The 19,714-nt window shown below is 67.2% G+C and carries 15 protein-coding genes and 4 pseudogenes; 13 read left to right on the top strand and 6 right to left on the bottom strand.

The genetic code is table 11. The features are described from left to right. Nucleotides 1-178 precede the first annotated feature (178 nt). The 3 genes and pseudogenes from QT196_RS00390 (at nt 179) to QT196_RS00380 (ending at nt 3,279) form a co-directional block, all read left to right on the top strand. Nucleotides 179-1,393, top strand: a complete 1,215-nt coding sequence (locus tag QT196_RS00390) for an IS110 family transposase (RefSeq protein ID WP_290354073.1) — start codon at nt 179-181, stop codon at nt 1,391-1,393. Then, nucleotides 1,387-2,205 (top strand): annotated as a pseudogene (locus QT196_RS00385) (IS256 family transposase); the annotation flags it as partial. The gene QT196_RS00390 and the pseudogene QT196_RS00385, both read left to right, overlap by 7 nt. A 135-nt stretch (nt 2,206-2,340) precedes the next feature. Continuing rightward, nucleotides 2,341-3,279 (top strand): hypothetical protein, encoded by a 939-nt coding sequence (locus tag QT196_RS00380; protein ID WP_290354072.1) that lies wholly within the window; start codon nt 2,341-2,343, stop codon nt 3,277-3,279. Between the two features lie 293 nt (nt 3,280-3,572). Here QT196_RS00380 and QT196_RS00375 read toward each other — a convergent pair whose 3' ends face one another. The 3 genes and pseudogenes from QT196_RS00375 to QT196_RS00365 all read right to left on the bottom strand — a co-directional run. Then, a complete protein-coding gene (locus tag QT196_RS00375; protein ID WP_356948496.1) occupies nt 3,573-3,764 on the bottom strand; it encodes a helicase associated domain-containing protein in 192 nt (63 codons plus the stop codon). An 18-nt stretch (nt 3,765-3,782) separates the two neighbouring features. Continuing rightward, entirely contained in the window at nt 3,783-4,511 is a 729-nt protein-coding gene (locus QT196_RS00370) for a hypothetical protein (protein ID WP_290354071.1), read from the bottom strand. A gap of 136 nt (nt 4,512-4,647) precedes the next feature. Next, a pseudogene (locus tag QT196_RS00365) lies at nt 4,648-6,783 on the bottom strand (Helicase associated domain protein); the annotation flags it as partial. A gap of 274 nt (nt 6,784-7,057) precedes the next feature. Here QT196_RS00365 and QT196_RS00360 point away from each other — a divergent pair. The 7 genes from QT196_RS00360 to QT196_RS00335 all read left to right on the top strand — a co-directional run bounded on the left by QT196_RS00360 (nt 7,058) and on the right by QT196_RS00335 (nt 14,930). Then, nucleotides 7,058-10,069: a trypsin-like peptidase domain-containing protein gene (locus QT196_RS00360; RefSeq protein WP_290354070.1), complete on the top strand. Its 3,012-nt coding sequence runs from the start codon at nt 7,058-7,060 to the stop codon at nt 10,067-10,069. Between the two features lie 16 nt (nt 10,070-10,085). Continuing rightward, complete coding sequence (locus QT196_RS00355) at nt 10,086-10,697, top strand: NUDIX hydrolase (RefSeq protein ID WP_168476379.1); 612 nt, start codon at nt 10,086-10,088, stop codon at nt 10,695-10,697. Nucleotides 10,698-10,718: 21 nt separating this feature from the next. Then, nucleotides 10,719-11,168 carry a tRNA pseudouridine(55) synthase TruB gene (locus QT196_RS39315; protein ID WP_168483438.1) on the top strand — a complete coding sequence of 150 codons (450 nt, stop codon included), beginning with the start codon at nt 10,719-10,721 and terminating at the stop codon, nt 11,166-11,168. Nucleotides 11,169-12,020: 852 nt separating this feature from the next. Continuing rightward, nucleotides 12,021-12,389, top strand: coding sequence for a CU044_2847 family protein (locus QT196_RS00345; RefSeq protein ID WP_290354069.1), 369 nt, complete (start codon nt 12,021-12,023; stop codon nt 12,387-12,389). A gap of 262 nt (nt 12,390-12,651) precedes the next feature. Next, nucleotides 12,652-12,936: a DUF6308 family protein gene (locus QT196_RS00340; RefSeq protein WP_290354068.1), complete on the top strand. Its 285-nt coding sequence runs from the start codon at nt 12,652-12,654 to the stop codon at nt 12,934-12,936. A gap of 49 nt (nt 12,937-12,985) precedes the next feature. Continuing rightward, the gene (locus QT196_RS39310; protein WP_356948455.1) at nt 12,986-13,468 is read left to right on the top strand and encodes a histone-like nucleoid-structuring protein Lsr2; all 483 of its coding nucleotides are present in this window, start codon (nt 12,986-12,988) and stop codon (nt 13,466-13,468) included. Nucleotides 13,469-13,874: 406 nt separating this feature from the next. Then, the gene (locus tag QT196_RS00335) at nt 13,875-14,930 is read left to right on the top strand and encodes a hypothetical protein (protein WP_290354067.1); all 1,056 of its coding nucleotides are present in this window, start codon (nt 13,875-13,877) and stop codon (nt 14,928-14,930) included. A 95-nt stretch (nt 14,931-15,025) separates the two neighbouring features. Here the strand turns inward: QT196_RS00335 and QT196_RS39305 are convergent. Further along, a pseudogene (locus QT196_RS39305) lies at nt 15,026-15,118 on the bottom strand (restriction endonuclease); the annotation flags it as partial. A gap of 89 nt (nt 15,119-15,207) precedes the next feature. Between QT196_RS39305 and QT196_RS00330 the strand changes: the two are divergent. From QT196_RS00330 to QT196_RS00320, 3 genes and pseudogenes are all read left to right on the top strand, one after another. After that, nucleotides 15,208-15,783: a hypothetical protein gene (locus tag QT196_RS00330; RefSeq protein WP_290354066.1), complete on the top strand. Its 576-nt coding sequence runs from the start codon at nt 15,208-15,210 to the stop codon at nt 15,781-15,783. Between the two features lie 72 nt (nt 15,784-15,855). Then, nucleotides 15,856-17,019, top strand: a complete 1,164-nt coding sequence (locus QT196_RS00325) for an ADP-ribosylglycohydrolase family protein (RefSeq protein WP_168481827.1) — start codon at nt 15,856-15,858, stop codon at nt 17,017-17,019. A 67-nt stretch (nt 17,020-17,086) separates the two neighbouring features. After that, nucleotides 17,087-17,479: pseudogene (locus QT196_RS00320) on the top strand (uridine kinase); the annotation flags it as partial. A gap of 125 nt (nt 17,480-17,604) precedes the next feature. Here QT196_RS00320 and QT196_RS00315 read toward each other — a convergent pair. Together QT196_RS00315 and QT196_RS00310 are read right to left on the bottom strand one after the other, a co-directional pair. Then, nucleotides 17,605-18,422 (bottom strand): IS5 family transposase gene (locus tag QT196_RS00315; protein WP_290354065.1). Its coding sequence is split into 2 segments (ribosomal slippage): nt 17,605-18,080 and nt 18,080-18,422, totalling 819 coding nucleotides; the frame shifts between segments, so codons are not numbered across the junction. A 210-nt stretch (nt 18,423-18,632) separates the two neighbouring features. Further along, nucleotides 18,633-19,214, bottom strand: coding sequence for a hypothetical protein (locus QT196_RS00310; RefSeq protein WP_290354064.1), 582 nt, complete (start codon nt 19,212-19,214; stop codon nt 18,633-18,635). Between the last annotated feature and the right edge of the window lie 500 nt (nt 19,215-19,714).

The raw sequence follows: 19,714 nt of genomic DNA, 5'->3' as shown, positions 1-19,714 counted from the left end.
TCACTGACTGACGTCCTGCTGGACTGTCTTCGCCTTGGTCTGTCCGGTCGCCGGGGCCCGTTCCCGAGGCCCCGGCCGGGTGGATCATGACCTCATAGGAGCCTGGCCAGAGGCCCCATCGCTGTCCTGTCTGCCCCACCCGGCTGGAGCCACCTCCGGTCAGGAAGGCATCTCCAGCATGACAGGAACGGACACCGCAGCAGTCGTCGAACACGTGGTGATCGGTGGGGTGGACTCTCATGCCGACACCGTCCACGTCGCGGTGGTAACCGACCGCGGTGGGCAGATGGCCGATGCCGAGTTCCCCACAACGGCCGCCGGATACACGGCTGCTCTGGCCTTCCTGACTGCTCATGGCACCGTTGCCGAAGTCGGCGTGGAGGGCACGTCGTCCTACGGGTCGGGGTTCACGCATGCGGCCCGCGAGGTCGGCCTGACCGTGGTCGAGGTCAACCGGCCGGACAAGGCCGAGCGCCGCAGGATCGGCAAGTCCGATCCTATCGACGCCTATGCCGCAGCTCGTGCGGTCGTATCCGGCCGGGCCACCAGTGCCCCCAAAGGCGACGCCGTCGCCGGGATCCGGGCTCTGCACAACGCGGCACGCTCCGCGATCAAGGCTCGTACGGCCGCGCTGAACCAGATCGGACACATCCTGATCACCGCGCCCGACAGTATCCGCGCGAAGTATGAAGTGCTGCGGGGCGACAAGCGTATTGAGGCCCTGGGCCGGCTCCGGGTCGGCAACGACCCCGTCCATGTCCCGATCCTGACCGCCCTGCGCACGCTCGCGCGACGCGTCCAGAATCTTACCACTGAACACGCCGCACTGACCGCTGAGTTGGACGCGTTGGTCACGCGGCTCAACCCCGGCCTGCGCGCCGCCTACGGCGTCGGACCCGACACCGCTACGCAACTGCTGATCACCGCTGGCGACAACCCCGCCCGCCTACGCACCGAAGCGTCCTTCGCCGCCCTGTGCGGTGTCGCCCCGGTTCCGGCCTCCAGCGGCAAGACCAACCGTCACCGGCTCTCGCGCGGCGGTGACCGCGCGGCGAACGGGGCCCTCTACCGCATCGCGCTCGTCCGCATGCGCCGTGACCAGCGCACCCGTGACTATGTGGAGCGTCAAACCAAGGCCGGCCGGACGAAGAAGGAGATCATCCGGCTGCTCAAACGCGCCATCGCCCGGGAGGTCTTCCGTCTCTTGACCACCGCAGTCGAAGTTCCCGCGATCGCGGACCTCAGGCCCACCCGCCAGGCCAAGAACATCACGCTCACCGCCGCAGCGAACCACTTCGGAGTCTGGCCCGCCGTCATCTCCAACATCGAACGGGGACTCCGCCGCGATGACCCTTTCGCCGACGCCTATCGCGGCTGGCTCGCTGCCGCTTGACCAACGATAGGAGCATCAAGGTCCTCGAGGGCATGGCCGAATGGCAGAGCCGCCCCCTCGACGCCGTCTATCCGGTGGTCTTCATCGACGCAATCCACGTGAAGATCCGCGACGGCGCGGTCGCCAACCGGCCTGTCTATGTGGCCCTGGCGGTCACCACGGAGGGCCGGCGGGAGATCCTGGGCCTGTGGGCCGGGGACGGCGGTGAGGGTGCCAAGCACTGGTTGCACATCCTCACCGAGATCAAGAACCGTGGTGTCAACGACGTGCTGATGCTGGTCTGCGATGGGCTCAAGGGCCTGCCCGAGGCAGTGGAGACGGTCTGGCCCAGGACGATCGTGCAGACGTGCGTGGTCCACCTGCTGCGGAACTCGTTCCGCTATGCCGCCCGCCAGGACTGGGACAAGATCGCCAAGCTCCTCAAGCCGGTCTACACGGCACCGACCGAGGAGGCCGCCCTGGACCGGTTCGCGGAGTTTGCCGATGCCTGGGGCAGGAAGTATCCGGCGATCGTGAAACTGTGGGAGAACGCCTGGGAGGAGTTCACTCCGTTTCTGCGGTTCGATACCGAGATCCGGCGCATCGTCTGCACGACGAATGCGATCGAGTCGGTCAACGCGCGGATCCGGCGAGCGGTCAAAGCCCGCGGACACTTCCCCAACGAGCAGGCCGCGTTGAAGTGCGTCTACATGGCGATCATGTCACTCGATCCCACCGGCAAGGGCCAGGCCCGCTGGACCATGCGCTGGAAGACCGCGCTGAACGCTTTCGACATCACCTTCGACGGCCGCCTCTCAGCAGCCCGTCAGTAACCAACAACCCCATTTACACCGCTCGTTTGACAGACCCTCAAGTAACACCCCGGCCCTCAGGAGCTGTCACAGGGGCGTGGCATCCTTCCCGCCACGCCCCTGTGGCGTTGAAGGGAGTACTGCATGGAGGGGAACATGAGCGGCCCGGTCCGTCACGAGACGAAGTTCTACGCCTGCTACAGCCAGTACTGGATGATCGGAACGCTCGACAGTGACGACGAGGTTCCTGAGCCGGAAGATGTGTCTGCCGAGCGTCGGGTCGATGTGACGCACAAGGGGCGCGCCGCGAAGGTCGAGACGCATGCCCAGCACGGCGATGTGAACCTCGTGTTCGAATTCCACGAGCAGGAGCCGGCGTGGGCGCCAGGGGAGTGGCAGGAGGTCGTCGAGAACAGCATGCGCCTGGCGAACGAGGTGTTCTTGCTGAACATGGATGAGGAATCCGGCACGATCCCTGTCCCGGGAGAGCCGGTGGAGCTCGCGTGGTGGCGGGTGCGGCTGCACGTCCGGCTGGAGAGGGATGCTGCGGGTGTTCACCCGGTGGGACATGACGAGGTTCGTGAGACGCATGTGGTTCAGTTGTGGCCCGCCGCGAAGAGCGACTCGGAGATCCTGGTTCAGGCGACGGAAAAGGTGGGGGACGTCTGGGAGGAGCTGGGGATTGTCGCCTTGGAGTCGATCGGGTTCGATGAGCCGTCGGAGAGCCTCGTGCTTCACCTGGGCGATTCGGTGCCGGAGTTCACCGGCGAGGGGGTCCAGGTGTCTGCAGACGGCCGCGGAGTGCGCGTCCTGACTTCTGGGTGGGGTGAGAAGGATCTGCGCGGGGTCGGGGTCTCCTTCAACCGGTCCTTCCCGCCTGAGGCGTCGGGGTGGGAGAAGGAAGCAGAGGTCACGCTGACCGGGCCGGGACAGGTTCTCCGGATGCTGCCGAACAGCGATAGCGAGTGGGCTGCCGAACTCCCCCTGCCCGAAGGCGAATCCGGGCCGTGGCATGTCGTCGTCTACGCGAGGGGTCGGAACCCGGAACGTGAGGAAGGCGAATACCACGTCACGGTGTGGCCTGAGGGCCGCTAGACGGCGACACGCGGTGCGGCGATAGAGGCCAGGACGTGCTGGGCTGACGAGGCGGCGGGCAGGTGAGGGGCAGATCCGGGTTGACGCCCGGGCGGCATCGACGTGACGTTCCTTCCTTGGTTCCGCTTTCCTTCATCCCATTGCGACGATCGCAGCTGCCTTTACGGCGCGCGATTGCACTGGGCCGCGGCACGCCCGAACGGGTTGGCCGAGGCGCGTGGCCCACGACCAGGCGCAGCATGACGAAGGGGCGGTCAGCCAGTAGCTGGCTGACCGCCCCTTCTGCCCCGCGGCTACACAGCCCACTCCAGTCCCAGGTCTGCCAGCTGCTGGAGCTTGTCCGTGGTGAGTTTGCCGCGCCTCGATTTTGCGTTCGAGAGGAATACGCCGAGCTTGATCGCGTGTTCCTGGTCGTCGATCACAACGGTCTCAGTGTGGGCCCGGGGGACCTTCACGTGCCCTTCGCGGGCCTTGTACTGCGCCAGAGCTCGGGAAACCCTGGCTCAGCTGGCTGGAAGTTTGGCGATGGCCGCTTCGATATGCCGGTCGACGAGGGCGGGCGCGCCCACGAGCATCAGCAGTACGTTGCTGCGGCGGACGGCGGCCGTCTTCAGCACCTGCGACCCTCCTGGGCCGGTGAGCGTGGTCGTGTAGGCGTAGGCGTCTGGCCCAGGGCTGGGTGCGTCGTCCTTGCGCACGGTCACGGTGAGAGGGGTGCTGCCGGAGGTCATGGTGTAGGTGGGGCAGGACGTCTGAGCATGCATGAGCCTGCGCAGCCCTGTGGAGAGTTTGGATGGTGCGTCGCTGTGCAGTTCCTCGCCCAGCGTTGAATCCGCGCCGAATGTGAAGCCGGCGGAGGTCTTCGCCGCGAACTGCACTTCGTCGCTGTGTTTGCCCAGCTCCTTCAGAGCGGGACAGCCGCTCACACCCATGTCGTCGTAGCGGTGAGGGTCGGCGGCCTTCTTGTCGTCGGGGGTCTCGGTCTGCGTGTATCCCGGTCCCAAGTCGTCAGCGGTCAGCAGGTAGTGACGCAACTGCTGGCCCTGGACGGGCTTGAGGTCTGCAGGGGAAGCAGAAGCGGAGGCAGATCCGGGAGCTGTTGCCCTGGAACCTGTTGGCTTGGCCTCGTGCTTTCCATCGGCGGGCGTGCTGCCGCAGCCGGCCGCCAGTGCCAGGATCCCGAAGGCAGCCACTGCCGCCACCCCGTTGGTTCGACGCTGCTTGCCCGGCATCAGTCAACCCCCGCTATCGGCAAAGGACATAACCCTATCGACAGCCGGTCATCCAAGGTCGCGAAGTCTCGCGGGTTGACGTGATCTTTTCCCTCTAGCTTGCCGAGGTCGAAGTCGAGACAGGCACGCACCGCGGCTACGCAGCCCAGTCCAGGCCGAGGTCTGCCAGCTGCTGGCGCTGGTCGGCGGTGAGCTTGTCGCGCCTGCTCTTGGTGTTCGACAGAAATACACCCAGTTTCACCGTGTGCTCCTGGTCGTCGACCACAACGGTCTCGACGTGGGCTCTTGCGACCTTCACGTGCCCCTCCCGGGCCTTGTACTGGGCCAGGGCCGTCACGCCGCGCTGGAAGGCCGCTGACGCCTTCCCTGAGGCCTTGCCGTCCTTGGTGGCCGGTGCCGGAGCGGGCCGTTCATCGGGCTTCACACCCAGCTCGGACAGCCGCCGCTGCTGTTCTTCCGACAGCTCCGCCCAGAAGTTCGCCTGCCGCTGGAGCCACCGCCCGAGGTCGTCGCCTTCGAAGAGCACGCCGGGCTGGATGTCGGGCAGGAAACCGTGGGGTTCGTCGGCGGCGAGGTCGCTCAGGATGCGGTAGTGGCGCTGCCAGTCCAACGGCCACGGGCAGTCCCAGTCCGGGTCGATCTGGGCGAGCTGAGCGGCACGGGCCGCGGCGCGCTCGGGATCCTTGCCGAGGCCGCCCTTGCGGCGGAGGTTGGCCATGTGCTGTCCGATGGGCACCATCGCCTCGCCCTCGCCCCACACCGCGTCCTGACGCGGCGCGAGGTGCCCGGTCGCCCGCCGGTACGAGCGCAGCGCGGCGAGTTTGTTCTCCCATGCCTCTTCACCCGGCTCCCAGACCATCCCGGCCTCCGGCGCGTCGAGCAGGGTCTTGCGCCGCTCCTCCAGCTCCCCAGCCCGCTGTGCCTTGCGCTGCTGGTGCACCCACCGCCCGAGGGGGAAGTCCTTGGTGACGCCGACCTCGACCTCAACGTCATAGGGCACGGCGTAGACACCGGTGATCTCGTTTTCCGCCCGCCACCGGATGAGGGCCTGGTAGCCCTCCAGCCACACCAGCGACTCCGGCCGGTACACCCGGGTCCGCAGAAACGCCGCGATCGTCGCCGCGTCGCGCGGGCTGGAGAAGTGCAGCAGCGCCGACTCGGCAGCCGCGTCGGTATCCTCCTGCTCCTGGTCCTCGCCGTCGCCCTCGCCGCCGGCCCCGACGATTCGCCCGTCCTGATCGCGCTGGATGTGGACCTTGCGCTTGCCGCTGGTGAGTGCGCGGGAGGCGAGCTGCTCGACCAGGCGCTCATCATGGCTGCGCAGGCCCTGGAGCACGGCCACGAGCGGCTTGAAGCTAGCGGAGGCGACCATGTCGGTCGGATCCTCGCCGGGCTCCAGAAAGACCGGCACGATGATCCTGGCGACCTTCGTGGAGCCGCCCTTGTTGAGCCGGAGCGCCCGGCCGATGTTCTGCACGATCTCGACCTGGGAGCCGCGGGTGTCGGCGAAGCACACGGCCTCCACGCCCACCTCGCCGGTGATGTCGACGCCTTCCCCGAGCACCCGTACGGAGGCGAGGAAGGCACGGTTGACCCGGTGCCCGGCCGCATCCAGGCCATTGGCGAACTGCCGCAGAACCTCGCGCCGTTCGCTGACGAGATGGTCGCCGCACAGCCACGCCGACCACACCCGGTGCGGCGGGACGTGGCGGCCGGCCTCCAACTCGTACGGCGTGGCGTCGATGGACGATGCCGGCATCTGTTCGGCCTGCGCCAGGGCCTCGTCGTCGGCCTCCGTGGCGTACAGCTCCGCCGCTGTCTGAGGCAGCTTCTCCGCGAACACCGCGGCTTCCTCGACCCGCTGGTGGAACGTCATGACGGTGCGCAGGTTCCACCTTGCGGAGTGCTCCAGCAGCGCCGTCTGCAACAACGCCAGGCGCCGGCCGCGCAACGCCTCCTCCGACAACCCCAGAGCGGGGGAGGGGTCGCGGATCTCCAGCACGTCGATCTCGAAACCGGCGAGGATGCCCCGCTCGATCGCCTCCGAAAGCCCGAGCTCGGCCCCAGGCAGCCAGGCACCGAATGTCCCGTCTGGATCGTCGGCCATGCTCGCGATCTCCACCTCGCGGCCGCCGCCCTTCTGCGGCTGAGCCGCGCCCAGGATGCGCGGGGTGGCGGTGAGGTAGAGCCGGAAGTCCGCCGGAATGCGCTCGTTGTCATGGATTGCCGCCCACGGCCGACCGAGATCACCGGCGGTTCCGCGCGCCTCGTCCGTTTTACCGGACGTTGAGCTGAGCGTATGGGGGCTGACATGGCGTTTTATGTGTCGGACATGTGCGTGATGCGTGGCATGGGTTCGATCTGTCGGTTGCAGCGGCTGGGTTAGCTGTCGATGTCGTCGAAGGTGCTCCGGTGACGCTCTCGCGCGCTGGCGCAGCACGCCGAAGCACAGAACGAAGCGATGCCATGGCTGACGGGACGGCAGAATACTGTTGGGAAGTCACCTGACAATGAGTCCGTTGTGCGGGGCCGCTCAGGGGAGATCGATGACGACACACAATGGCCTGGACGGTGAGGCACTGGAGCGGCTGCGCATCCTGACCGAGCAGAACGTCGTGGGCATCTGGGCTGGCGAGGCTTTCTGCGGGACCGGGTTTTTGGTGACGCCTGACACCGCTCTCACGTGTGCGCACGTGGTGGCCGGGCGCGAGGAGGGCAGCGTGACGGCGACGGTCGGGGGGCGCACCCTCGCGATCGAGGTCATGAGTCTTATGCCCGAGGCGAAGGGCGCAGGAAGCACCTACGGCTTTCCGGATCTCGCCGAAGTGCGGCTGAGCGAGCCCGCACACGATTTGCAGGGGGTGTGGCTTGGCAGCGCGGGTCCGACGCAGGCGGCGTCTGTGTCCATCCACGGATTCAGCGGGCACACGTTGGAACCGGGCGTCCAGCCCGACACCCTGCACCTCACGGTGGCCGGTCGGAGCGGGCGCTTCGTGCGGCTTCAGTGGGACCAGGTGGTCCAGGGATTCAGCGGCGGTCCGGTGCTCGATACGACGACGGGGCGTGTGTGCGGGGTGCTCAAGGCGTCACGCCACGAGAAGGGAATGTCGGGGGGATGGCTGATTCCCGTCGACGCCGTGGAGGAATGCTTGCCGGGGCTGCTGGAACGTAACCATGCCGCGCACCGGCCCGGGACCGTCTGGTTCGATCTCGCCCGCAACCGCAGGGGACGGCAGGCAGACCTCTTCGGTCCCGAGCCCGGCGGTCCGAGTTCGGGGAACACGCCAGCGCAGATGCTGGCACGCGGAGCAATGCCGTTCGTGGACCGCCCAGAACTGAGCGAGCTCCGGAACTGGTGCTATGAACTCGACGATCAGTTGCTGCGCCTGTTGTACGCGCCGGGCGGTTCGGGCAAGACCCGCCTGTCCGCCGAACTGTGCTACCGACTGCGGCACATGGGCTGGATCGCCGGATTCGCAGACAGGGAGTTGCTCGGCAACCCTCTGCGCCGACCCCAGTGGCTGGAAGGCCTCACCGCCGCGCTCGGCGCGGGTTTCCCCTGCTTGGTGGTGTTCGACTATGCCCAAGCACGGCTCGGCGACATCAGCGCTCTCATGGCGCATATCCACCGGCACCGACCTGATGGCATCACCCTGCGCGTGCTGCTGCTGGCACGTTCCGAGGAGCCGTTGTGGCATGCGCTGAAGGAGGAGTTCGAAGCACACTACATCGAGGACTGGGCTTTGCGGGGTGCGAGCTCACAGAGGCTGCCCAACACGCTGAGCGCCAAGGATCCCGGCACCCTGGTCACCGAGGCGTTCGGGGAGTTCGCGCGCCTGCTGGAATGCCCGTGGGTGTTCATGCCGCCGTCTCTCGCGCGCCGGGCCGGCCAGCAGGACTCGGTTCTGGGAGTTCTTGCGGCTGCCCTCGACGCCGTCCTTACCCTGCGCCAGGGCGAGGAGTGGAAGGAAAGCGACGATCCGCTGGCACGGATCTGTCGGCATGAGATCACGGGATGGTACACGCTGCTGGAGGACCGTCTCGGTACGGGCGGTGTCCTGGCGGGGCGTACCGGACGGCTGATGGCAGAAGGCCTGTTGCTGGTGCCGACCCTGGCCCAGCGGCGAGACTGGGGTGAGCTGACCGCGCTGCTGACGTCCGTGCGCAGGACTGCCTTCCCCGGGCAGCTGCCTGTCAACGCCCCTGCAGTGCATTCCTGCTTACGCGCGCTGTATCCCGCAACGGAAGTTGACCACGTCGCGCCCCTTGAGCCTGACCGGCTGGGCGAGATCCTGGTGCGGCGTGTGCTGGCGGAGCCCGAGAGTTCAGGCGACGTCGTCGCCTACCTCGGGGCTGTTCTGGATGCATCCGCGCTTCGGAACAAGCAGGCGCGGACCAGGGCCGTGTTGGAGACACTCGACGTCCTGGCTCGGGCCCGTGGCTGCACGACCGTGGGCCGGGTTGCGGACCATCCTGCCCACGCGGTCCTCGACCGGGCGCTTGCGCAGGTCGTGCGTGACAATCCCCGAGTCCTGGTGCCGGCCCTCGTGACCGTCGGTGCCCGCGTGCCGCACGCCGAGCCCCTGGTGGACCTGATCCAACCAGTGCTGGAGACCTGCGAGATCGACCTGCTCTGCCTTGTCGAACCCCGTCTTCCCGGCTATCCGTCCGGCCTTTCCGCCTTGTCGGCGCTCGTGCTCCAGCGGCTGCTCCAATTGCCTGACGCGGGGAGCGACGACACCAGTCGGCACGTCCGTCTGAGGCGTCTGCGTAGGTACAGCCTGCGGCTGGAGGAGAGCGGACACCGGGAGGATGCCGTGCGGGCAGCCGATGAGGCGGTCCTGCTCAGCCGCGATCTTGTCCGCAGGTCCGCGCAGTATCGGTCCGACTACGCCGCGGCGTTGCACAACCTGAGTCTGCTGCGGCACCGGTGTGGGGAGACGGAGTCGGCGTTGGGGCTCAGCGTCGAGGCTGTGTCCCTGTACCGGCAGCTCATCGGGAGCAGTCCTGAAATGCGGCATCGCACCCTCATGGACATGGCGGGTGCGCTGAGCACGCTGGCCTTGCTGCGGCTTGCAGATGCACAGGTCAACGGCGCGGCCCGCGATGCCGCCGAGGGCGTCATGCGGTGCGAACAGGTTCCGGAAGGAGCTCGTGATGACGAGGTGTACCTCGCCTGCCTGGAAACCCTGGCCGAGTGCCGCCATCGCATAGGCAAGACCGAGGAGGCCCTCACCTCCAGCATGCAGGCGGTCGAGCGGTTGGAGGAGCTGCTCAGGCTCCGGCCCGGCCGCTATCTCGCCCGGCTGCCCGAGACCCTGCAACGCCATGGCTTCGGGCTGATCCGGGCCGGGCGTTTCAGCGAGGCCTACCAGGCGCTGAGCCGGGCGGCGACGGAGCGCGCGGTGCTACCGTTGCGTACCTCGCCGCGACTGCGTGAGCAGCAGGCGCTGGTGCTGCAGGTGCTGCTCCAACTCAGTGACGAATTCGACGAATTCAGACACGAACGTTCATCATGGGTGCAGATGAAGACTGTGCTGGACGGTCGCACGAGCTGAGAGGAGTCCGGCGCCGATGGACAACGAAGCGTCTGCCCACGCCGAACCCCCACCCATTCTGCGGCAGCGGGCAGTGGAGGTCTTCCGTAACCGCTTCGGCGCGCTGTTCAACGATGAAGTGCTCTCGCCGTCGGGCAAGCAGGGTCGCTATTTGCGCTGGCAGTGGTCCCACTGCGGAGTGGTGATCGTCCCCATAGGGCCAGACGGCCTCGCGTTCGTTCCCACGTACCGCTACCCGATCGGCGAGGTCTCCCTGGAATTCCCCCGGGGCGGTTGCGAAACGGATGAGGATCCAGCAGTGGCGGCCGTACGGGAACTACGGGAGGAGACCGGCTTCGACTGCGCCCCGTCCGCACTGCGCCCACTGGGCGTCATTCACGCCGAGACAGGCCTGATCGAATCGGACGTGCACGTTTTCGCCGCCGAAGTCCACCCCACCGGATCGGCAGGCGCCCCGTCGGCCGCCGAGCCGGAGGCCATGGAGTCGGTGGCCGAGCCGCTCTGGGCCTCGCGTACGGAGGTGGTGAAGTGGCTGCAGAGCGGCAGCGTCACCTGTGGCGTGACGCTGGCTGCCCTGGCGCTTGCCATCGCAGATGGCTGCGGCACCGGCTCCGGGTCGCCGATGTGAGCGGCATTCGGCTCAGCCGACATACGCACCCGTGATCACGCGCTGCCGCATCTGCCGTGCGTCGAGTTCTCCGATGTCGGCCGCGCCGTCTGCAGCCGGCACACTCCGGTCGACGACCTGCAGGTCGAGGTAGTCTTCGTCCTCGTCGGCCGCCGGCACATCGAGTCCGGCGCCGAGTGCGCCGGTCAGCGAGTCCTGGGAGATGGCAAAGCGCATCAAGTTCTGGTTGCCGTCCAGGACCGCCCGCGCGCGTTCATCGGTATCGCGGAAGACACGGACGAAGGCCTCCTGCATCCACGTGCTGAACTCGGCCATGGCCTCCACCAACTGGGACAGGTCTGGTTGGCTGCCTCGACGCAGCAAGCCCAGTTGGCGAACGAGGACGCTGCGGGACGGCTGCTCGGTGGCCTCCAGGAACACCTCGACCGGCAGTCTGCCCAGCAAGAAACCGTCGAGAATGCCGGCGGATAGCGTGGTGCGCTCCAGGACCGTGCGGGCGGCAGTGGTGGCGGGTAGTTCGACGCTGCGCGGGGCAGCGGTCCCGGCTCCCAGCACATGGGGGAGTGCCTGGCGGTACGACTCGCCCGCGGCACGGTCCACGGCGGCCAGGGCGAGCACGACTGCCGTGCTTCCCGACGAGCCGGTCCGGAAGGACTCCTCCCAGTCTCTGAGGGTTTTGAAGTACAACGGCTCCTGCCCCCTCACGAACTCCAGCGCGGCTTCAACCGTTGCGCGCGTCTCTCCCCCGGCGTTTTGCGTCTGCTCCTCCAGCAGCCGGATCACTCCAGACTTGAAGGCAGCCGATACGGCGTCAAGGCGGTAGGTGACCGCGTGCGCATGCGTCATGAGGTCCAGCAGCTCCGCGTATGCGGCACTGGGCACGTGTTCGACTTGCCGCAGCTTTTGAGCATCTCGGACGGCCGTCAGCGTCTGCCCGTCCCGGCACGCGACCCGGATACGGCCGCTGTCCAGGAGCGGCGCGAGATCCGATCTTACGGCGTGGCCGACGGCTTCCTGAGAGGACACCAGAGCACGGAAGAGGGGCGTGTTGAGCGACTGCGAATCGCCAACGAGCAGAGTGTCGGACAGTAGAACGTGGAATAGCACGCGTGCCCGGAGATCCTCGGCGCTTGCGATAGGGGACTGCCGATGGATCTCTACGTCGGAGAGGTAGACCCTCTCTGACGACAACCAGGCATGCTGGTCGACCATGACCACTCCCCTCCGTAACCGTTAGGTGATTGTAGGTGACCTGTCGCCGGACGTCCTGGAAACGGGCATCCTCTCCCAAGAGAGTCGACGAGCCAAACAGGAGGAGGGCACGTGTCCGATGCGGTCCAGGCAGTCATGCCGGACGGAACCTCGATCTGGGTGCGCGTCAACGACGAAGACGAGGGACCCCGGGACACCGGCTTCGGTGACCGCCTATCACGGCAGCTCGGTGATCTCCCCCAGACCCTGGAGACCGTCACGCGCAGCGTCAGGTCCGGACTGCGGCGCGCGGCCCCGGACGAAGTGACGCTCGAATTCGGCATCGAAATCGCAGCCAAGAGCGGCCAGCTGGTGAGCGTCGTGACGGAGGCCGGAGGCAAGGCCACCCTCAAGGTGACAGTTACCTGGCGCAAAGGGCAGCCCGCAGTGAGCGCCGTGACGGAAACACCCCGCGGGGATCCCGATGAGGACCCCGAATAACAGGCCCGCGCTGCTCCTGCCCGTGCGGTACGCCGATGGCGCTCCGCGCCCGGCGTACCATCGACGCCCTCCTCCACCATCTCCGATGTGAAGAACGGTCCGGCGTCGCAGCCGCCAGCAAGCTGGCGCTGTCGCGGGCCATCCGATAGTCATTGCCGCCGCGCAGTTGCCCGTCTGCAACCTCGTCCAGAACCGGAGCCGCTGGTGTCCTCGGCTGATCTTTCACGGCCGCTCCCGGAGCGGCTGCACGCCCTCGTCGCCGATGCTCGAGGTGGATCTGCGGCGTTACTTCGGGATCGGTCTGCCGCCCGGCGCGGTGGCGTTTACCGGGAGCCGGTTCGAGCATCTGGCGGGTGGGGGAGACAGGTCGGAAGTCGCCGACCGGATCACGGCGCAGGACCTGGTCGCGGTGCAGACCTTGTCGGTCACCGTTCCCGCGCCTGTCGCGCTGGACATTCTGGAGGGCCCTCTCGGCGTGCGGCTGTCCGGCTGCTGCACGCCATTCCCAGGGACATCGATATGGCTGATGCCCAAGCGGCTGTTGTAGCCGACGGCCCCGACGACGCCACCGCCGACTACCTCCACACCGTCTTCTGGTGCAGACACCAAAAATCCTCTCGTCGCTTGAAAAGCGACGAGAGTGGACCGACTACAGTCTTCCGTGCCCCATCGCGTCGCTTCAGCCAGCCGCAGTAACAGGAAATGGGGAATACGTCTTCTGGGTGACCGAACCTAAAAGCAATCCAGACCTATGGAAAATCGCAATAAACGAGGCAAGAGGGAACGGTTGGTTCACATTTGACGGCACCATCACCGCATTCCTGAGAAGGCTCTGCGAGGGCACCCTCGACGTGCCGTTTTTCCCTGACGACCTTCTCGACAGCTCGCCCTCTTTCCATCCATCCAGATGCACCCCTGAAGACCGGCGACGCGCTCACGCGATCAATACTGCCCCAGCCAGCGAACCGACGAATTCGGAGGACGTCCGTGAATGGGCCCGGCGCCAGGGCTACGACGTAGCACCACGCGGGCGGATCCCCGGCGCCATCAGAGACGCCTACGAGCAGGCGCACGGATAAGTACATTGCCGAGGGACGCCCTGAATGAGGCGATTCACCAGGCGAATTCGCCGCGTTCCAATGCGGCCTCGCGTGAGTCGACAGCGAGCTGAAACAGGTCGTGCTGAACTCCAACATCCCTCACCGCACGGTGACAGTGCTGGCCGCCGCTGCGGTGACGGCGCTGTGCCTTTCCGGCTGCTCCCCTGCCTCCCTGCCGAAGCAATCGGAACGCCTGTAGGAGGTTGCTGGCTTTACCACGTTCTTCGCTGCTGAAGGCTTGCCATGTCGCCAGGGGTACAGCGCGACTTGATCGCTGCCGGGCCGGCTGTCCTCGCTCCCGCCTATCGAGCAATGGCCGCTACGAGGGCCCGCAACGGTCCAACGAGTTCGGAAAGGGTAAGTACCACATCTACGGAGAGATATCATGAGTGACGATCACCCGCCGAAAGACGGCGGGACTCCCCGGGGGCCGTTGTCGGAGGACGTGCACCTCACGCTTGTGGGCGGCCCCGAGGAATACGGCAGGAGTCCAGTCGGACCCGTTCGGTACATCGCGTACTGCAATCCCGCGGGCGCCATCGGTTACTTGTGGATGGCGGCGGACGGCTCTGACAACGCCGGTTGTATTCCGAGCCGCGAGCAGGGGTATCGCGCCATCAACGCGCTTGGCTTCTGGATCGAGCGGATGCGGGAGGCGAAGGCGCGCGGTTTGACGCCAGAGCAGGCACTGAACTGGCTGTTGGACTCCCAGGTGGGAGGTATGCCTTTCCCGGGCCGAGTTCTCCCCAGGTCGGGCGGAGAGGTGGAGAGCCTGGATACACTCCGTGCCCAGATCAAGGCGCTGCCGGAGGTCAAAGAGCCGCCGTATCTGTGCACTTACGCCTATTCGAGGCGGATTGTCGAATCGGACGGACGGCAAAGGCTGCTCGTACCGAAGATCACCGACGACATGCGGAAGTCGACCGTGCTCGCTCCGGGCAAGCGGATGATCGCCATCGATCCGGAGTACCCACTCTTCAGTAGCGTCCCCGTCCCCCGCGAAGGGATCGTCGGGGACTGGCAGATCGACCAGGACGGCGGGTTCGGCGACTTCGTCCGTAACCGGCACTACCGCCCCACCCCGACGGCGGTCGGAATGCTTCGGGCAGAGAACACGGTGGAGCGGGCCGTCCAGCTCAGGCTGCTCGGCCGCATTACGGAGGACGAACTTCTGAAGGAGCTGCGCTCCGCTCAGGTCCTGGTCCCCGTGGAGGACGACGGCAGTACGCCGCGCCTCCGGGAGCGCGGCTCCGGAGAGCGCCCATTCTTGCTGATGTACACCGGAGCGCGCCACGCACCGCAGGGCGGGGAGCATTGCCGCTGGATGAACGCCGCGGAGGTGGCGGGTCGCATGATTAATCTCGACATCGAGATCGACGAGGGGAGCGCGGCATGCCTCGACATTGCGGCTTCCAAGGTGGCGGTGAGCCCTTTCGGCTGACCCTGAGACGCTATCCGCTTACCGAACGTGATCCTTCGATTCGGCTTGGGCGGGCATGAACTCCGGCTGGCGGCGGGGGAGATAGGGCGGTTCGTCCCGACCGGGTTCCGTCCCAGTGTCCCGTCGTACCCGCACATCGCACACGCGAAGGCATAGGCGCGCAGTACTTCTTCGGCGAATCCTGACCTAGGGCATGGCACTGACAGTGGGGCCGACGCACCGGCTGAGTAAGGTGAGCGATCACGGGAGCAGCCGGAGTGGAGGGGGTGGTAGCGCCATGCTGGAGCAAGGACTGGGGACGCCGGATCCGTTCGTCTCGATGCCCGCGCCGAGTGTGAAAGGGCGTCTCTTCGGCGGCCTCTTCTTCTTTCTGGCGCTCCTCTGTGCCGGCTTCTCGCTGTACAACTCGACGCACGCAGCGGGCCTCGTCGGTCGTCACGGCACGCTCACGGTCGAGCGCTGCTGGATCGACCACGGAAGCCGTCACCACAGCGACAAGACGGTGTGCGCCGGCACCTTCCGCGCAGACGACGGAACGACCGTCGATCACGAGGCGACCATCACGGCAGACCGCGAACGGGGCGACCGCGTCCCCGTCCAGCAGACCGTGAGCGGCTACCTCGCCACCGGCTTCGGCGAGATCTGGCGCTGGTGCGCGCTGTTCTTCCTCGGCTGGATCGTCGCCGCGCTGGGGATCCCGTTCGCCGCGACCGGCATCATGCCGAGCAGGGGACGGGCCGTGGCCGTGGGCCGGTTGATCGCCGGAACCCGCGCGAGTGCCTGGATGAAGCGGCTGGTCCTGGGCGGCGCCGGTGGTGCGGCGCTCAGCCTCTACCTGGCCTGGATCTTCTGAGCCGGAAGGCTCCGACCACGCGACCGATCGACGCAATGACCATGAGTACAACCATCAAGTGAGGGAACCGGCTTGAACAGTCAGTCGTGGGGCGACATCGTCGCCCGCCGTGCCCGTGTCCGTGGCTGTCTTCTGGGCGGGGCGATAGGCGACGCCCTGGGATACCCGATCGAGTTCCAGCCGCTGGCCTCGATCCGCAACGGCTACGGGCCGTCCGGGGTCACCGGCTTCCTGCCGGTCGGCGGCGTCGTCCTCGGCCAGGTCTCCGATGACACCCAGATGACCCTCTTCACCGCGGAAGGCCTCATCCGCGCCTACGCCCGCTACGGCCCCGCCACCGGCAACGGCATCAGCTCCGCCGGGCCCGTCCTCGTGCGGAACGCCTATCTGCGCTGGCTCGACACCCAGAACCACCCCGCGCCCCCGCCGCCGGCCGAACTCGCCTACGACCGCACCGGCTGGCTGCGCCAGCAGACCTGGCTCTACGCCCGCCGTGCCCCCGGCAACGCCTGCGTCTCCGGCCTCCGCTACGAGCACATCCCCGACACGCTCGGCGAGCTCGGAGCGCCGGGGCCGGTCAACCCCGACTCCAAGGGCTGCGGCACGGTCATGCGCTCGGCTCCCTTCGGCCTCACCGGCATGCCCGTTCGCCGAGCCTTCGAATTCGCCGCCCGCTGCGCCCAGATCACCCATGGCCATCCCACCGGCTACTACGCGGCCGGTGCCTTCGCCGCCATGATCGGACACCTACTGGACGGCGACTCCCTCGAAGGCGCCGTGCTGCGCTCGATGGAACTCCTCGCCCGCTATCCCGGCCACGAGGAGACGACGGCCGCCCTCCGCAAGGCGGTCGACCTGGCTGCCGACGGCACAGCGACCCCCGAGAAGGTCGAAACCCTCGGCGGAGGCTGGATCGCCGAGGAGGCCCTGGCCATCGCCGTCTACTGTGCCCTCGCCCGCCCCGCCGACCCGGCACCCCGGCGCACGCGCGTTGAGTCAGCCTTCCTGCTCTCCGTCAACCACTCCGGTGACAGCGACTCCACGGGATCCATCTGCGGCAACCTCCTCGGCGCCCACCACGGCGACCTCGCCCTCCCCCCGTCCTGGCTCACCGCCGTCGAGGGCCGTGGCACGATCACCGAGCTGGCCGACGACTTCTCGGCGGCGTTCCACCCCCTCACCCACCAGCCGTACAACGAGTCGTTCTTCGCCCCCGGGCGCTACCCGCGCAGCTGACGCCGCTCGGCCACGGGCGCCCACCCGGCACCGTACGGCAGTGCCCGGGCATGATGGAGGGGTACGGCTGGAAGCGATCTCCTGGGAGCGGCTGACCGATGCGCGCGCTGACCGGATCGGAAAGCTGACGGCGGCGGACGGCGGTCCGTGGCTGCGCGTCGCGATCGACGGGGCGCCGACCGCCCATCCGGAAGGGCTGGCGGCGCGCTTGGCGGATGTCCTGCGGATCCGCGGACGCTCGGTGCAGACCGTCGGGACGGGCGGCTTCCTGCGACCCGCCTCGCTCCGGTACGAATTCGGGCCCGAGGACCCCGACGCGTACTACGACCAATGGCTCGATACGGGTGCGCTGTGGCGCGAGGTCTTCAACCCCCTGTAGGCGGACGGCAGCGGGCGCATCCTGCCCGACCTGTGGGACAGGCCCGCATCGAGATCGGATAGAAGCTCCGCGATCCAGCTGGCGAGCACGTCGTCTGCAACATCGAGCGGCTGCACACAGGGGGCCTCTGGGAAGAACAAAGCCACGGCCTCGCCCTCGGAGCAACTCTGCTGCCAGAGCAGTACAGATGGGAGTAAGACCGTGTCCTATGTGGTGAGGCGGAGGTATCGCTTGTAGCAGCAGATGGCGGCGGCGAGTCCGAGAAAGGCCAGGTAGTTGCGGTGGTCGCGTTCGTAGCGGGGGCTGAGTCTGCGGTAGCCCGACAGCCACGACATGGTGCGCTCGATCACCCATCTACGCTGCCCTAACCGTTCGCTGGACTCGATGCCTTTGCGGGCGATCCGCACTCCAATCCGCTTACCACGCAGCCATTTCCGCAGGTCGGGCCGGTCATATGCCTTGTCGGCGTGCAGGCGCTGAGGTTTGAAGTGCCGGCCGCGGTGAGGGTCGTGTCTCGTTTGGTGACCCTCGATCATCGGCTTCAGCCCTTGGCTGTCGTGGGTGTTCCCAGCTGAGACGCCGACGGCCAGGGGCAGTCCGTTCGCGTCCGACAGGACGTGCATTTTGGAACCCGGCTTGCCTCGGTCCACGGGGCTCGGACCTGTGTGTTCGCCCCCTTTTTAGCCCTCACGTGGGCGGAGTCGAGGACGACGCGGGTGACGTCGATGAGGCCGGCGTCGTCGAGCCGGTGCAGCACGGCCTCGTGCAAACGGCCCCAGACGCCGGCTCTGGACCAGATCAGAAACCGTCGGTGGGCGGTTGACTTCGAGATGCCGAAGCAGGGCGGCAGAGCCCGCCAGGCGCACCCGCTGACCAGGACGTAGATGATGGCCGCGAACAGCGTCTCATCAGGCGTGTCCTGCGTTCCCCCGCCCTGAGGCCGCACCTTCGACGGCGGAATCAGCGGTTTCGCGATCGCCCACAACCCGTCCGGAACAATCCAACTCCATGTACCCCGCCCCATACCGAGGTCAACGAAGCCTCACCACATAGGACACGGTCTTAGTCGTCAGGAGTGCTGTTGAGAGCACCGCACGACCAGCATTCCCACTCGCTGGGAAGTTCGTAGTGCGTTGGGGACGCACCCAAAGCCGTCATCGCATTAGTCCTGGATTTGGCGACTACGAAGCAGCACGCCCGCTGTCGAAGGACTCGGCAGGCTCCAGGGGTGCATTCAGCGGGCATCGGGGAGGCTTTGGCTGTGCTTGGCCACCTCGTCAAGCGCATTCCTGGCCATGCCAAGAAAGGCCCAGCGCTGCGCTATGAATTTCATGCCGGCCTCGTGCACGGCGTTGCCCCGATCTGTAAGGCCCTCGGCCGCGGCTTCCTCCGCGTACTCCCGAACGTCCTGGACCAGAGAAGCAAACTGAACGACGAGGTTGTGCGCTGCGTCCGCGACGGTCTCGGGACCTTCCAAGATCACCACGAGTCCCGAGCTCTCAGCGTCCTTGAACTTCAGCCTGATCGCGGCGATCCGCGCCTCGTCGAGCGGTGCCGGCGAGCGTCTGGCCTGCAGCTCGCGGAAGAACGCTTGGTTGTCTCGGTCAGCGGTCCCCAGCGCTTCGAGGAAGGAGAGGTAGGCAGCTTGTCGGCTTTCACGGACCCAGCGCTGGTGCTCGACCCGCAGTTCATTTAACTGCACCCGGTTCTGTGTCGCTTCTCTGCGCTGTTCCGCACGCGCTGCAACGAAGGCGGTGAGAGCGGCTCCCATGACGGTGCCCAGCACGCCCACGACTGATACGAGGATGGCGGTCATACCCTCGTGCCTTCCCCACGGAGTCCGCGTGCACCCTGGCATGGCTCAAGGTGCGCTTCGGCCGGCAGGTGAGGGGGATCCACAAACCCCGCCGGGGCGAAACTCAGCCGACCCAGACCAGCGTGTGCCCTTCCCGCCAACGAGCCTGGTCAACAGCCTTCTCAGGGAACTCTGCGCCTGCGCGAAGAACTCGGCAGATGACGGCCATCGCCTACGAAGAGCACCTCGCGTAGATGGGCGAGGTTTACCTCCACGGTGCGGGGAGCAGATGAGGTCGAGCATGCTCGCGAGGTCCCATGCGGGGCCGTCCCCGCGGGCGCGGGGAGCAGTCACCAGTTCGGGAGGCGGTCGAGCGCGAGCAAGGACCATCCCCGCGGGCGCGGGGAGCGGTTCGCGCGTCGTCCTCCCGCGGGAGGACCGTGGGGACCATCCCCGCGGGCGCGGGGAGCGGGCACCGGCAAGGGCGGATACCAAGCCGTACCAGGGACCATCCCCGCGGG

The sequence above is a fragment of the Streptomyces sp. P9-2B-2 genome (assembly GCF_030406865.1).
GTDB classification, from domain to species: domain Bacteria; phylum Actinomycetota; class Actinomycetes; order Streptomycetales; family Streptomycetaceae; genus Streptomyces; species Streptomyces platensis.
This window is presented reverse-complemented; position numbering and strand designations above follow the sequence as displayed.

Coding starts and splice junctions, on each gene's coding strand:
- QT196_RS00390 (WP_290354073.1), top strand. CDS start 179: ATGACAGGAACGGACACCGCAGCAGTCGTCGAACACGTGGTGATCGGT.
- QT196_RS00380 (WP_290354072.1), top strand. CDS start 2,341: ATGAGCGGCCCGGTCCGTCACGAGACGAAGTTCTACGCCTGCTACAGC.
- QT196_RS00370 (WP_290354071.1), bottom strand. CDS start 4,511: ATGCCGGGCAAGCAGCGTCGAACCAACGGGGTGGCGGCAGTGGCTGCC.
- QT196_RS00360 (WP_290354070.1), top strand. CDS start 7,058: ATGACGACACACAATGGCCTGGACGGTGAGGCACTGGAGCGGCTGCGC.
- QT196_RS00355 (WP_168476379.1), top strand. CDS start 10,086: ATGGACAACGAAGCGTCTGCCCACGCCGAACCCCCACCCATTCTGCGG.
- QT196_RS00340 (WP_290354068.1), top strand. CDS start 12,652: ATGCTCGAGGTGGATCTGCGGCGTTACTTCGGGATCGGTCTGCCGCCC.
- QT196_RS00335 (WP_290354067.1), top strand. CDS start 13,875: ATGAGTGACGATCACCCGCCGAAAGACGGCGGGACTCCCCGGGGGCCG.
- QT196_RS00330 (WP_290354066.1), top strand. CDS start 15,208: ATGCTGGAGCAAGGACTGGGGACGCCGGATCCGTTCGTCTCGATGCCC.
- QT196_RS00310 (WP_290354064.1), bottom strand. CDS start 19,214: ATGACCGCCATCCTCGTATCAGTCGTGGGCGTGCTGGGCACCGTCATG.